Raw genomic sequence first — 12480 nt, 5'->3', positions numbered from 1 at the left:
ACGAGCCGACCGGGAACCTGGACGCCGACACCGCCGAGGAAATCACGGCGATTTTGAAAGAGAGCGCCCATGCGTTCGGGAAGTGCGTGGTGGTCGTGACGCACTCAGGCGAGGTGGCAAAGCAGGCGGATGTGGTGTTGGAAATCAAACGGGGACATTTGAAAGAGAGGGAAATGTGATGAAAAAATTACTGCTATTTTGGCGTGTATGCTGGTCTGCTTCTTGCTGTTTACCGGCTGTACCAATCAGAAAGACGGCAGCGATCAGGACACAAACGTGGGGAACTCCGTGGAAATTGATGATACGGATATTGACGCCGGAACAAAGCCGGGTGCCGAGGACAACTCTGACAGTGTTTCCCTGCCAGATGGCTACACTTACAGTTTCAAAGACCCGGATAATGCGGACGGTATTGTAGTCACGCCGAGGGAGTAAGAAAAAATTCCCGTTTCACACAGGTTCCATATTGGCTTTATATAGGTTCCACATGGCGGCGGTACTTTGGTAAAAAGTGCCGCCGTCTTTGAACTGGGCGGCTTTGGGAGGTAGCCGCTATGTGGATATTTCGCCGTGAGGAATTGAGAGCGCCGTTATCAAAAAAAGCCCGTCCCCCGCCTGGGAGAATTGCGGCTACGAGGTTATACCATACAGTGCAGATAAAGTAAATTATACTGTGCAACTCGCCCGGCGGGTCTGTGACCTGCCGGGCGGTTTTTGTCGTTCCCAGCGGCCCGAAAATTTTTCTTCACTTTTTTCTCTGCGGAAAGCGGTTTTGCGCGCAAAACCTGTGCCGCTGAACGCTCTGTTAGCGGAAAGGGAAAGTACCACCACCATCCCCCAGCGAAAGGGGGTGAGAAGATGGAAACCAACCCCCGCGACTATGGCGAACGGTGCAGGTTTGATGCCTTTTGCAAGACCGTATTGAAGCATGAGGCAATCGACTACATTCGGGAAATGAAGCGGCGGGCCAGCCGGGAAACATCCTTGGAGCGGTTGCCCCAGACGGCGATGGACAAGCTGTGTTCGGCGGACAGTTACCCCAGCGATAGCTATGTGTTTTCGTACTGCGGCTGTGACCTGCCGATCAGGAGCCAACAGGTGGCCGACGCCTTTGCGGGTCTGCCGGAGCAGGAGCAAAGCATTTTGATTTTGCGCCTGGTGCTGGACTTGACGGACAGCGAGATCGGCGAAGCCCTGGGGCTGTCCCGGAGTGCCGTCCAGCGGCGCAGAACAAAATCGCTGAATGTCCTGCGAACGAAACTGACAGCGAGGAAAGGAGGTTAGCGCCTATGAAGCGTCGTAACTACAAGGGCCGTGAACCGCTTCCGCTGGCGGTGAGCGATGCGGCCCAGACCGGGGACGCTGACGCTGTAGAGCAAGTCTTGCGATACTACGAAGGTTACATAAACAAGCTGTGTACCCGGACGGTCTATGACGAAAGCGGCTGTCCCCATGCCTGCTTGGACGAGTACATGAAAAGCCGTCTGGAAAACAAACTGATCCGCGCCATTCTCGGCATGAACTGATAACCGGCCCCGGCTGGGGGGAGCAGCTTACCCTTTCCCTGTTCCTCCCGCCTGCGGGTCTGGGCATTTCAAAGAAAGGCTGGTGAACTATGGCCGAGGAAATCGGCATTTCGGTAAAGGACAAATTTTGCCTCACCATTGAAGAAGCCTCCCGCTATTTCGGGATCGGCGAAAAGAAACTGCGCAGGCTGGTAAACAGCAACCTGGACGCCGGTTTTGTCATTCAGAACGGCGTGAAAATTCTAATCAAACGCCAGCGGTTTGAGCAGTTTCTGGATAAGCTGTCGTCGATTTAAGCGCCGTACCTTACGAAAAGTTCCTATAAGACATTCAGATTGATATGGAAATCGGGCCTCGGCTATGGTATAATATGATTATATCGTGCCGAGGCTCTTTTCACAGAAAGGAGCATAGACGTGAGCGAAAAGCGACGTGACAGCAAAAACCGCATTCTTCGCAGCGGAGAGAGCCAACGCAAAGACGGACGATATGCGTACAAATACATTGACGCCACAGGCAAGCCCCGGTTTGTTTACAGTTGGAAACTGGAGGCCACAGACAGCACGCCCCAGGGCAAGCGGGACGGCCTTTCCCTGCGGGAAAAGGAGAAGCAAATCCGGCGGGACATTGAGGACGCCATTATTCCCCGTGGCGGAGAGATGACCGTTCTGGATTTGGTGAAAAAGTATCTCTCACAGAAAACCGGCGTCCGGCACAACACCGAGGCCAACTATAACTTTGTCCTCAATATCATCAAGAAAGAGGACTTCGGCAGACAGCGCATTGACCGGGTGAAGCTGTCCGACGCCAAGTGCTGGCTCATCAAGTTACAGCAGGACGGCAGGGGGTATAGCTCCATCCACTCCATTCGCGGCGTTGTCCGGCCTGCGTTTCAGATGGCCGTGGACGATGATTTGATACGCAAAAATCCGTTTGAATTTCAGCTTGCCACCGTCGTTGTCAACGACAGCGTGACAAGGGAAGCGATCACAAGGAAACAGGAACGGGCATTTCTGGAATTTGTAAAGGGTGACAAGCACTTTTCCCGGTATTATGACGGCATTTATATCCTGTTCAAGACCGGACTTCGTATCTCGGAGTTTGTTGGGCTGACGCTGGCTGACCTGGACATGAAGAACCGCAAAATCAGCGTCAACCACCAGCTTCAGCGAAAGCGGAATATGGAGTACATCATTGAGGACACGAAAACCTCCAGCGGAACGCGGGAAATCCCCATGACGGACGATGTGTACCAGTGCTTCCAGCGCATTATCGCCAACAGGCCGAAGCCCAAGACCGAGCCGATGATCGGCGGCAGGTGCGGCTTTCTATATTTGGATAAGGACGGCAAGCCAATGGTGGCACTTCACTGGGAGCATTACTTCAAGCACATCTGCCAGAAGTACAACAGTATCTACAAGGTGCAGATGCCCAAAGTCACCCCTCACGTTTGCAGGCACACATTCTGTTCCAACATGGCAAAGAGCGGTATGAACCCCAAGACGCTGCAATACCTTATGGGACACTCGGATATTAGCGTTACGCTGAACACCTATACCCACCTGGGCTTTGAGGATGCGCAGGCAGAGCTGAAACGGGTTGCCAGCGGCGAGTAGTAAAACGGGAGAACCCCCCTTGATTTACTACCTTTCCTACTACTTTCGGGGTCAAAGCTGTGCTATTTTATGCCGGGATATGCCAAGAGAATGAGCGGAAGAAAATGCCGCAAAACACCTGCAAGGCCCGGAATATCAATACTTTCAAGAGATTTCAGGATATGACAAAAATCTTATTCGTCTGCCTTGGGAATATATGCCGCAGCCCGATGGCTGAGTTTGTCATGAGGGATATGATAGAAAAGTCCGGGCTCTCCGGGGAGTTCCATATCGCTTCGGCGGGCACAAGCAATGAGGAGTACGGCAACCCGGTCTATCCGCCCGCAAGGAGAAAGCTTTTGGAGCACGGCATAGACCCGGCGGGAAAGACAGCCCGGCAGCTTCAGAGGGGCGACTATCAGGAGTACGACCTGCTTATCGCCATGGAGCAGAGCAACCTGCGCTCTATGGAGCGGCTGTTCGGCGGGGACCCTGAGGGGAAGCTGCACCGCCTGCTGGACTATACCGGCCGCCCAGGCGACGTGGCTGACCCCTGGTATACCAGGGACTTTGAAGCTGCCTGGCGGGACATTTCTGAGGGCTGCCGGGGGCTGCTTGAGAGCATAACAAAAAATTAAAGGAGACAAAAATATGGAACTTCTGACCCGCAAGGACGTCCCGGAGGAGCTTACCTGGGACCTTACCGCACTGTACAAAACTGAGGCAGATATAAAGTCGGACGTTGAAAGGGTGAGCGCCCTTACTGATAAGATTGAGAGCGAGTATAAGGGCAAACTTAATACCCCTGAGAATATTTTAGCCTGCCTGGACCTTTACAGGGAGTGGCAGCAGATACTGTGGTTTGCGGCGAGCTACCGCAATCTGGCTGCGTCTGTGGACTATAACGATTCAAAGCTCCAGGAGGACGATGAGGCCATGTCCAGGCTCTGCGCCAATTTGGGGAGCAGGCTGAGCTTTATAGACAGCGAGATAACCGCACAGCCGGACAGCGTTATTGAATCGGCTATTGCAGAGGGCGGGCCCAACTGCGGCTATCTAAAAGAGCTCCTGCGCTGGAAGCCCCACCAGCTTGAGCCCGAGACAGAGAAGGTCCTGGCAGCGCTGAGCCCAACCTTTGGCACGCCGTATAGCGTGTATAATATGGCAAAGCTTGCGGACATGCGCTTCCCCGGCTTTAACGCGGCAGGGGAGGAGCACCCCCTGGGCTACTCACTTTTTGAGGACAAGTATGAGTATGACCCACGCAAAGAGGTGCGGCGGGAGGCCTTCCGTTGCTTCTCTGAAAAGCTTAGGGAGTACCAGAATGTCACTGCCGCGGCCTACCAGAGCCAGGTCCAGAAGGAGAAGACCATGGCGAAGCTCAGGGGCTTTGACTCGGTGTTCGACTATCTGCTCTTCGGACAGAACGTGACAAGGGAGATGTACGACAGGCAGATTGACCTGATAACCGAGAAGCTGGCTCCCCATATGCGCCGGTACGCCAAGCTAATCCAGAAGGTCCACGGCCTGGACAAAATGACCTATGCAGACCTGAAGCTCCCTGTGGACCCGGGCTATGCCCCGGAGCTCACCATTGAGGACTCAAGGAACTATATTGAGAAGGGCCTGTCAATACTGGGGGAGGACTATGTGCAGATGGTTCGGGACGCCTATTCCGAGCGCTGGGTGGACTTCGCCCAGAACCAGGGCAAGTCCACCGGCGGCTTCTGCGCCAGCCCATACGGAGGGCACTCCTTTATCCTGTTCAGCTGGCACGGCGGCATGTCCGATGTGTTTACTCTGGCACACGAGCTGGGCCACGCCGGGCATTTTAAGGCGTGCAATTCCGCGCAGTCCATATTTGATACCAATGTCTCCACCTATTTTGTGGAGGCCCCTTCTACAATGAACGAGCTGATAATGGCCCACTACCTTTTGAAGACCAGCGACGACAAGCGCTTCAGGCGCTGGGTGCTGAGCAATATGGTGGGGAATACCTACTATCACAACTTCGTCACCCATCTGCTGGAGGCGGCATATCAGCGGGAGGTTTATAAGCTTGTGGACGCCGGGGGCAGCGTGCAGGCGGAGACCCTGAGCGCCATCATGGGGGAGACCCTATCTAAATTCTGGGGCGACGCCGTGGAGCTCACCCCGGGGGCGGAGCTCACCTGGATGCGCCAGCCACACTACTATATGGGGCTCTACTCCTACACCTACAGCGCCGGCCTGACCGTGGCTACAGCCGCCTGCAGGCGCATAGAGCGGGAGGGCGCCCCCGCCGTTGAGGACTGGAAGCAGGTCCTGAGGGCGGGCAGCACCGGCACGCCTTTGGAGCTCGCCCGGATGGCAGGGGTGGATATCTCCACCGATAAGCCATTGCTTGAGACCATTGAGGCCATCGGCGGCATGATAGACGAGATTTGCACCATTACAGAGGAGCTCTGAAATATAGGCCTATAGCGCGAAAATGCCCGCCCGGGCAAGAAACCTGGGCGGGCATTTTATGTAGTTTTCCTCACCCGGCAGAGGGGCTGGCCATGGGGTCGCCCCGCCAGTAGGAGGCCCACCTGCGCTTGGCCTCGCCGGACATGCCGGGGGTCAGGGGCACCCTGCCGCCGTTGTCGAGCAGCAGGCTGTCCTGCTCCACGCTGCGCAGGTGGTGCAGGTTTACGGCAAAGCTGGTGCCGCAGCGGAAGAACCTGCCGTCTGAGAGCAGGGGCTCCACGGCCTTCTGGAAGGAGGTGCGAAGGGTGAGGCTGGCGGCTATGCTGCCGTCAAGGTTATGGTAGTGCAGGACACGGTTTTGCAGGTCAACATATAGCAGCTCGCTCAATGGAAGGACCCGCACGCCACCTCTCACGCTTACGGACACCTTGTCTTCCTGCCTGCCGGCTATCCAGTCCAGCACCCTGTCCAGCTCCCGGTATACCTCCTCTGCTGTTAGCGGCTTCATAAGGCAGCCCATGGCCTGGTCCCGGAAAGAGGCCCGGTCCACATCGGAGGTCAGGCGGATTATGGCGCCGCGGCCGCCAAGCTCCCGCAGGCGCACACACATATCAACGCCGGTGAGCCCGGGAATTAGCTCGTCCAAAATGTACAGGTCAAAGTCCTCTCCCTTTTCCATGGCCTCTAGAAGCTTTGGGACGCTCTCAAAGGCGGCGGTGAGGCCCGGGCCGCCGCTGCGACGGTGGATATAGGTGTTGAGCATTTCAACAGCCTGCTTTCGCAGGGCTGGGCCGTCGATGCAAATGGCAATTTTTATCATACTGAACATCCTCTCCCTAGTCCCCTGCAAATTCAGGGAACTGATTTTGACCGGATTTGCATACTGTAATATTGTAATGTTGTAATATTTGTAATATTTATTATATAGTATTATTCAAAAAATTGCAAGAGAAAAGACACGGTTTTTGCCGTGTCTTGGAAAAATTACAGAATTATCAGCGGTTGCGCTCCTTCATGGCCCGCTCCATGTCCCGCTGGGCGTCTCTCTTAGCCATGTCAGCCCGCTTGTCGTAAAGCTTCTTGCCCTTGCAGAGGCCTACCTGTACCTTTACCCGACTCCCTTTAAAATAGAGGGAGAGGGGGATAAGGGAGTAGCCCTGCTGTTTTACCAGGCCATAGAGCCGGTTTATCTCCCGCTTGTGTAGCAGGAGCTTCCGTACACGCATTGGGTCCCGGTTAAAGATATTTCCGTGCTCATAGGCGCTGATATGGCAGCCGTTCAGGACCATTTCGCCGTCCACCACTGAGCACCAGGAGTCTTTAAGATTGGCCCGGCCCTGGCGCAGGGATTTGACCTCTGTGCCCACAAGCTCGATGCCGGCCTCCAGGCTTTCCTCTACAAAATAGTCGTGGTGGGCTTTTTTGTTTTGGGCGATAGTTTTTGTACTGAGCTTTTCGGGCATGGGTGTCCCTCCTTCGTTTTTTGGAAAGGCTTGGGTATGCTCAACCCAACCTCCCGCAAGTTTAAGGCCGACTTGACCGGCCGGGTCTAAAGCTCCCGGCGTCCTTCAAGGGCCCGCTGCAAGGTTACGTTGTCCGCGTATTCCAGGTCACCGCCAACGGGTATGCCGTAGGCAAGCCTTGTGACCCGCACCCCCAGGGGCCTTATCAGCCGGGCTATATACAGCGCCGTGGCGTCGCCCTCGACTGTGGGGTTTGTAGCCATGATGACCTCCTGTACTCCAGAGTCCATCCGTGCCAGCAGCTCCTTTATTCTGAGCTGGTCCGGCCCCACGCCTGCCAGGGGGGAGATAGTGCCGTGGAGCACGTGGTAGAGCCCGCTGAATTCACCGGCCCGCTCCAGGGCAAACACGTCCTTGGGCTCCTCCACCACGCAGATAATGGAACGGTCGCGCCTGTCGCTGCGGCAAACAGGGCAGAGCTCACTGTCGGTTAAGTTGCAGCAGTCCCTGCAGTAGTGTATCTTCTCATGGGCGTCGGTTATGGCGGACGCAAAGGCCTGGGCGTCCTTCTCCGACATATTCAGTATATGGTATGCCAGCCGCTGAGCGGTCTTATGGCCTATCCCCGGCAGGGATTCCAGTTTGTCCACCAGCGTGTCCAGGGGGGCTACGATATAGTTTGGCATTAGAACATCCCCGGAATGCCCATGCCGCCGGAGACAGCGGACATCTTCTCCTCTTTTTCAGCGCTTGCCTGGGAGAGGGCCGAGTTCACCGCCGCGGTCACCAGGTCGCCAAGCATTTCAGCGTCCTCAGGATCGATGACCTCGGGCTTTATCTCAACGGACTTGACCTCCAGCTTCCCGGTGACAGTGGCCCGCACAGCGTCCCCGCCTGCGGCGGCGGTGTACTCCTTCTCCTCCAGCTCAGCAGTTATGGCCTCCATCTGCTCCTGCATTTTCTGGGCCTGCCGCGCTAGCTGCTGCAGATTGGCGGCTCCTGGGGTCTGATATCCTTGTGGCAGTCTGGCTTTCATATTTCCTCGTCCTTTCAGTTTGTAATTTTATTTGTTTGCGATTGTATTGTTTTGACTGTATAGTACAAATACTTTACACTATTCCTCCACCACCGGCACGCCTGACTCCTTTGCCCGGCGCACCAGCTCATCCATGGGGTCCTCCTGGGCCTTGGCCTGGGGCTTTCTGTAGGGTCCCAGCTTATAGGGCCTGCCGGTAACTCTGGTGATGGCCTCCCGAAGCCTGGCCCGCTGGTCCGACCGCTTCAGCAGCTCAAAGGCTATCTCCGGGGCGTCAATAAGCATGTATTCCCCGGAAATATAGGCGCTGCTGCCCTCAAAGGACATAGCCATGCTCTTGCTCCCGGCATCAAGCTGCCGCAGGATATCGGGCCAGGCAGGGAACCTCTGGGCGTTGGCTATCAGCTCCTCGAGGGACGGGTCAGACGTAGGCTTCTTAGCCGGTGGAGCAGGGGAGGCTTGCTCAGGTGCCGGAGGCTCCTCCGGTGCCTGTACCGGCTCCAGCACGGCCTCTGCCGGTATGGGTTCTGTTGGCCCGGTATCTGTAAAGCTTGCTCCCTTTACAACTACCGGCTCGCGCGGAGGCTGTAAAGCTATTCCGCTTTCCAGCGCCTCAATGCGTCTGACCAGGGATTCAGGCGTGGAGTCAAGCTGTGGGCTGCACAGCCTTACCAGAGCCATCTCAAACTGGGTGCGCTGATTCCCAAGGCGCAGCTTGTTAAGCGTGCCCTCCAGTACATCCAGGCTGTGAAGCACCGTACCAAGCCCCATGGAGCCTGAGAGCCTCTGAAGCTCCCGACGCTCCTCGCCCACAGACTGGAGCAGCGCCCCGGGGTCCTTCATTATCTTACAGAGCATGAGCCCCCGGAAATACTCAGCCAGTTCCACACAGAGCCTTGAGAGGTCCTTTGAGTCCCTGTGAAGCCGGTCGATTATCTCCAGCGCCGCCGCAGAGTCCCGGGCGGCAACCGCCTCGGCCAGCTGCCCCAGATACTCCCGGGAGGCTAGCCCCGCCGTATCACACACAATATCAAGGGTAATATGCCGCTCCCGGCCCAGGCACTGGTCCAGCAATGACAGCGCGTCCCTCAGGGCTCCGTCCGAGACCCTGGCAATAAGCAGCGCCGCGTCAGGCTCCAGCTCAGCTCCTTCCAGCTCAGCCACCTGCCCTAAGCGCTCAGCCATTGGCTCGGGGGCTATCCTGTGGAAGTCGAATCGCTGGCAACGGGAGAGTATAGTGGGCATGAGTTTGTGTACTTCGGTGGTAGCTAAAATAAATATCACATGTGCCGGGGGCTCCTCCAGAGTCTTTAACAGGGCGTTAAAGGCAGCGTTTGACAGCATATGGACCTCGTCGATAATATACACCCGGTATTTTGTGTTGGCAGGAGTGAAGACCGACTCCTCCACAATGGAGCGCACGCTCTCAACGCCGTTGTTGCTGGCGGCGTCTATCTCCACCACATCCAGCATGGAGCCCTCCTCAAGGCCCTTACAGACCTCGCACTCCCCGCAGGGGTCGCCGACCACAGGATTCAGGCAGTTTACTGCCCTTGAGAGAATCCTGGCGCAGGTGGTCTTGCCGGTGCCCCGGGAGCCGGTGAAAAGGTAGGCGTGGGAGATGCGGCCCCGGGTGAGCTCATTTTTAAGGGTGACGGTCACCTGTGGCTGGCCCACCACGTCGGCAAAGACCCTGGGACGGTATTTGCGGTATAGGACCTTATACATTTGAAACCCACCTCACATAAAACAAAAGCCGGGATATGCGAGCGGACAGGCGACCTGCATCGCCCGGAAACATCCGCTTAATGCTGCTCGGTTCCCCGCCTGACATGGTTCACGGCATCCCGCCGCGCAGACCTGTCCGCTCACATATCCCAACTCTACGTTGACTTACTGAGATATTATAGCACATATTTTCGTGATTTGCAACTAATTTCTGCTGAGGCTTGAAAACTCCTTAAAATTATAGTACAATACATATATATTGTGTTAAAAAGGGAGTGCCGCCCATGCTTATAGATATCCTGCTGACCCTGCCGATACTCGCCCTCTTTGTGCTCGTCGCCGCCCGCTGCCTTGTGCCGGAGAGTGCTGAAAACAGTACAGCGGCAGTTTGTAACAGGCAGGAGCTCCTGAAGGTATTTTGCTTTGCGGTGCTTTTCAGGCTGTTCATGCTCTTAATTATGTTCCTATGCTCCATGCTCTCCAGCGGGGACAGGGGCCTTGATGTTATACCGGACAGCTTTACCCGCTGGGACGGCAGGCACTATATAAACCTTATTGAAAAGGGGTATACCGGCTATATTGAGGATGGCAGGCATCTGTTCCTGGTGTTCTATCCCCTCTATGTCTGGGTCTCACGCATAGTGCGCCTGATAGTGCCGAACACTATCATTGCCGGCCTTGCAGTCTCCATATTCAGCTACGCCCTGGGCTGCTGCAACGTCTACCGCATTGCCGCCCAGCGCCTGGGCCGGGACACAGCCCGGGATTCCATAATACTGCTCTCGCTCTACCCCTTCTCCTTCTTTTACGGCACTATTATGACCGAGGGCCTTTTCCTGCTGACAACCTCTGCCGCCTGCTGCTATGCCATGCAGCGCCGCTGGATATTATATGGGATTTTCGGGGCCTTAGCCGCCCTGACCCGCATGACCGGGATACTGGTGATAGTCCCGGCTGTAGTTGAGCTTATCTCAGAGGTGCGGCCCCTTGAGAAGCCCTTGAGGTTTATAAAGCAGCTGCCGGCAATAGCCATGCCCCTGCTGGGAGCGCTTGGCTATCTGCTCCTCAACTGGTATGTGGACCAAGACCCCTTTGCCTTTAGAGTGCACCAGGCCCACTGGTACCAGGGGGGGATGTGGGTGTCGAAGGTCCTGCGCTACCTTTGGAACTATTTCATAGACAACCTCACTACCTCAAACGGCTTCGCTGTCTGGCTGCCGGAGCTGTTATTATTCGCAGTATTTTTCACTATAATAGCTGTTTCGGTGCGCAACAAAAAAATCCCGCCCAGTATGCTGGCTTACGCCTTCTGCTGCCTAGTGGCCAACTATTCCCTCTCCTGGCTGCTGAGCGCAGGGAGGTATCTCAGTGTGTGCTTCCCGCTGTTTATCTTAGGAGCTGTGCTGGTTAAAGACAGGCCAAAGCTCCGGCAGGCGGTATATACGGCAGAAGCGGTGCTGCTGGGGATATATTTTTACGCCTACTTAACCGGCGCGCAGGTCATGTAGAATATTTCTGCCCCTTCCGCACAGACTACCATCAAAAACCACCGGGAGGAGCTTATGAAACGCATAGGAGCACAGACCCTCGAATTCACCGCGCCGCCAAGCATTTTGGGCCATGGAGCCGTAGGCGGCAGGAAGGAGTCCCAGGGGCCATTGGCTGCCGACTTCCACCAGACCTTCGACGATACCCGCCTGCAGACGGACAGCTGGGAGAAGGCCGAGGCCCAGCTGCAAAAGGAGGCCGTGAGCGTGGCCCTTGGGAACGCCGGGTGCGCCGCTGGGGACATACAGATGATATTTGCAGGGGACCTTTTAAACCAGTGCATTTCCTCAACCTTCGGGCTTCTGGAATACCAGATACCCTTTTTGGGCCAGTACGGGGCCTGCTCCACTATGGCCCAGACACTTTTAATGGCCGGGATAATGGTGGACAGCGGGGCGGCTGATAGGGCCGCGGCGGTTACCAGCTCGCATTTTTGCTCAGCAGAGCGGCAGTTCCGCACGCCGCTGGAGTACGGCGCCCAGCGTACCCCCACCGCCCAGTGGACGGCGACGGCCTCAGGCTGCGCCATAGTGGGGCATAGGGGCAGGGTGAGGCTCCTCCACGGCCTGGCTGGTAAGGTGGTGGATTTGGGGGTGAAGGACCCGGCAAATATGGGCGCGGCAATGGCCCCTGCCGCCGCAGACAGCATTTGCCGCTTTCTTGAGGACACAGGCACTAGACCTAGCGACTACGACGGTATTTTCACCGGGGACCTGGGGCAGGTGGGCAGCACGCTCCTGCTTGACATGCTCAGAGACAACGGGCTGGACATTTCAAGTGTGCACAACGACTGTGGGCTCATGCTGTTTGACAGGGAGAAGCAGGACGTGCATGCAGGCGGCTCTGGCTGCGGCTGTTCGGCAAGCGTCTTATGCGGGCATTTGTTGAACCGGATGGAGCGGGGAGAGCTTCGGTCCATCCTCTTCTGCGCCACCGGAGCGCTCATGTCAACCACCAGCCAGCAGCAGGGCGAGGCTATCCCAGGGGTGTGCCATATAGTACACCTGGCGGTCTGAGCGGGAGCATTTCCCGCTACATATCCCTATATAATAAAAGTATAATATAAATTATATGCACTGGAAACAAAATACGCTTGCGGTTTCCGGCGGTTTGTGGTATACTGTTAAATAATATGC

14 protein-coding genes and 1 other RNA gene are annotated in these 12480 nt (G+C 56.1%); 9 read left to right on the top strand and 6 right to left on the bottom strand.

Annotated features, from left to right (window positions below; translation table 11 throughout):
• Positions 1-207: 207 nt before the first annotated feature.
• The 7 genes from D5270_RS12805 (at position 208) to pepF (ending at position 5569) form a co-directional block, all read left to right on the top strand.
• Positions 208-435: a hypothetical protein gene (locus D5270_RS12805; RefSeq protein WP_166544469.1), complete on the top strand. Its 228-nt coding sequence runs from the start codon at positions 208-210 to the stop codon at positions 433-435.
• Between the two features lie 423 nt (positions 436-858).
• Positions 859-1284, top strand: coding sequence for an RNA polymerase sigma factor (locus D5270_RS12800; RefSeq protein WP_166544468.1), 426 nt, complete (start codon positions 859-861; stop codon positions 1282-1284).
• Between the two features lie 5 nt (positions 1285-1289).
• Positions 1290-1526, top strand: coding sequence for a helix-turn-helix domain-containing protein (locus D5270_RS12795; protein ID WP_166544467.1), 237 nt, complete (start codon positions 1290-1292; stop codon positions 1524-1526).
• 89 nt (positions 1527-1615) lie between these two features.
• Complete coding sequence (locus D5270_RS12790) at positions 1616-1822, top strand: excisionase (protein ID WP_166544466.1); 207 nt, start codon at positions 1616-1618, stop codon at positions 1820-1822.
• 120 nt (positions 1823-1942) lie between these two features.
• A complete protein-coding gene (locus D5270_RS12785) occupies positions 1943-3142 on the top strand; it encodes an integrase DNA-binding domain-containing protein (protein WP_166544465.1) in 1200 nt (399 codons plus the stop codon).
• A 161-nt stretch (positions 3143-3303) separates the two neighbouring features.
• A complete protein-coding gene (locus D5270_RS12780; protein ID WP_166544464.1) occupies positions 3304-3759 on the top strand; it encodes a low molecular weight protein-tyrosine-phosphatase in 456 nt (151 codons plus the stop codon).
• Positions 3760-3772: 13 nt separating this feature from the next.
• The gene (pepF, locus tag D5270_RS12775) at positions 3773-5569 is read left to right on the top strand and encodes an oligoendopeptidase F (protein WP_166544463.1); all 1797 of its coding nucleotides are present in this window, start codon (positions 3773-3775) and stop codon (positions 5567-5569) included.
• A gap of 70 nt (positions 5570-5639) precedes the next feature.
• Here pepF and D5270_RS12770 read toward each other — a convergent pair whose 3' ends face one another.
• From D5270_RS12770 to ffs, 6 genes are all read right to left on the bottom strand, one after another.
• A complete protein-coding gene (locus D5270_RS12770; protein ID WP_166544462.1) occupies positions 5640-6389 on the bottom strand; it encodes a LytR/AlgR family response regulator transcription factor in 750 nt (249 codons plus the stop codon).
• A gap of 175 nt (positions 6390-6564) precedes the next feature.
• Positions 6565-7032, bottom strand: coding sequence for an SsrA-binding protein SmpB (smpB, locus tag D5270_RS12765; RefSeq protein ID WP_166544461.1), 468 nt, complete (start codon positions 7030-7032; stop codon positions 6565-6567).
• An 86-nt stretch (positions 7033-7118) separates the two neighbouring features.
• On the bottom strand, positions 7119-7718 hold the full coding sequence (recR, locus tag D5270_RS12760) for a recombination mediator RecR (protein WP_166544460.1): 600 nt from the start codon (positions 7716-7718) through the stop codon (positions 7119-7121).
• Positions 7718-8068 (bottom strand): YbaB/EbfC family nucleoid-associated protein, encoded by a 351-nt coding sequence (locus tag D5270_RS12755; protein ID WP_166544459.1) that lies wholly within the window; start codon positions 8066-8068, stop codon positions 7718-7720. The genes recR and D5270_RS12755 overlap by 1 nt, the downstream gene beginning before the upstream one ends.
• Before the next feature lie 78 nt (positions 8069-8146).
• Complete coding sequence (gene dnaX / locus D5270_RS12750; protein WP_166544458.1) at positions 8147-9796, bottom strand: DNA polymerase III subunit gamma/tau; 1650 nt, start codon at positions 9794-9796, stop codon at positions 8147-8149.
• Between the two features lie 40 nt (positions 9797-9836).
• Positions 9837-9934: signal recognition particle sRNA small type (gene ffs, locus D5270_RS12745), an RNA gene on the bottom strand.
• A 146-nt stretch (positions 9935-10080) separates the two neighbouring features.
• Here ffs and D5270_RS12740 point away from each other — a divergent pair.
• Both D5270_RS12740 and D5270_RS12735 read left to right on the top strand, forming a co-directional pair.
• Positions 10081-11304: a glycosyltransferase family 39 protein gene (locus D5270_RS12740; protein WP_166544457.1), complete on the top strand. Its 1224-nt coding sequence runs from the start codon at positions 10081-10083 to the stop codon at positions 11302-11304.
• A 54-nt stretch (positions 11305-11358) separates the two neighbouring features.
• The gene (locus D5270_RS12735) at positions 11359-12360 is read left to right on the top strand and encodes a stage V sporulation protein AD (protein WP_166544456.1); all 1002 of its coding nucleotides are present in this window, start codon (positions 11359-11361) and stop codon (positions 12358-12360) included.
• Positions 12361-12480: the final 120 nt, after the last annotated feature.

The sequence above is a fragment of the Acutalibacter sp. 1XD8-36 genome, from assembly GCF_009917525.1.
In the GTDB taxonomy this organism is placed as follows: Bacteria; Bacillota; Clostridia; order Oscillospirales; family Acutalibacteraceae; genus Acutalibacter.
This window is presented reverse-complemented; position numbering and strand designations above follow the sequence as displayed.

What these genes read in the sequence shown, in the direction of transcription:
- D5270_RS12805 (WP_166544469.1), top strand. Translation starts at nt 208, where the DNA reads ATGCTGGTCTGCTTCTTGCTGTTTACCGGCTGTACCAATCAGAAAGAC.
- D5270_RS12800 (WP_166544468.1), top strand. Translation starts at nt 859, where the DNA reads ATGGAAACCAACCCCCGCGACTATGGCGAACGGTGCAGGTTTGATGCC.
- D5270_RS12795 (WP_166544467.1), top strand. Translation starts at nt 1,290, where the DNA reads ATGAAGCGTCGTAACTACAAGGGCCGTGAACCGCTTCCGCTGGCGGTG.
- D5270_RS12790 (WP_166544466.1), top strand. Translation starts at nt 1,616, where the DNA reads ATGGCCGAGGAAATCGGCATTTCGGTAAAGGACAAATTTTGCCTCACC.
- D5270_RS12780 (WP_166544464.1), top strand. Translation starts at nt 3,304, where the DNA reads ATGACAAAAATCTTATTCGTCTGCCTTGGGAATATATGCCGCAGCCCG.
- pepF (WP_166544463.1), top strand. Translation starts at nt 3,773, where the DNA reads ATGGAACTTCTGACCCGCAAGGACGTCCCGGAGGAGCTTACCTGGGAC.
- D5270_RS12770 (WP_166544462.1), bottom strand. Translation starts at nt 6,389, where the DNA reads ATGATAAAAATTGCCATTTGCATCGACGGCCCAGCCCTGCGAAAGCAG.
- smpB (WP_166544461.1), bottom strand. Translation starts at nt 7,032, where the DNA reads ATGCCCGAAAAGCTCAGTACAAAAACTATCGCCCAAAACAAAAAAGCC.
- recR (WP_166544460.1), bottom strand. Translation starts at nt 7,718, where the DNA reads ATGCCAAACTATATCGTAGCCCCCCTGGACACGCTGGTGGACAAACTG.
- D5270_RS12755 (WP_166544459.1), bottom strand. Translation starts at nt 8,068, where the DNA reads ATGAAAGCCAGACTGCCACAAGGATATCAGACCCCAGGAGCCGCCAAT.
- dnaX (WP_166544458.1), bottom strand. Translation starts at nt 9,796, where the DNA reads ATGTATAAGGTCCTATACCGCAAATACCGTCCCAGGGTCTTTGCCGAC.
- D5270_RS12740 (WP_166544457.1), top strand. Translation starts at nt 10,081, where the DNA reads ATGCTTATAGATATCCTGCTGACCCTGCCGATACTCGCCCTCTTTGTG.
- D5270_RS12735 (WP_166544456.1), top strand. Translation starts at nt 11,359, where the DNA reads ATGAAACGCATAGGAGCACAGACCCTCGAATTCACCGCGCCGCCAAGC.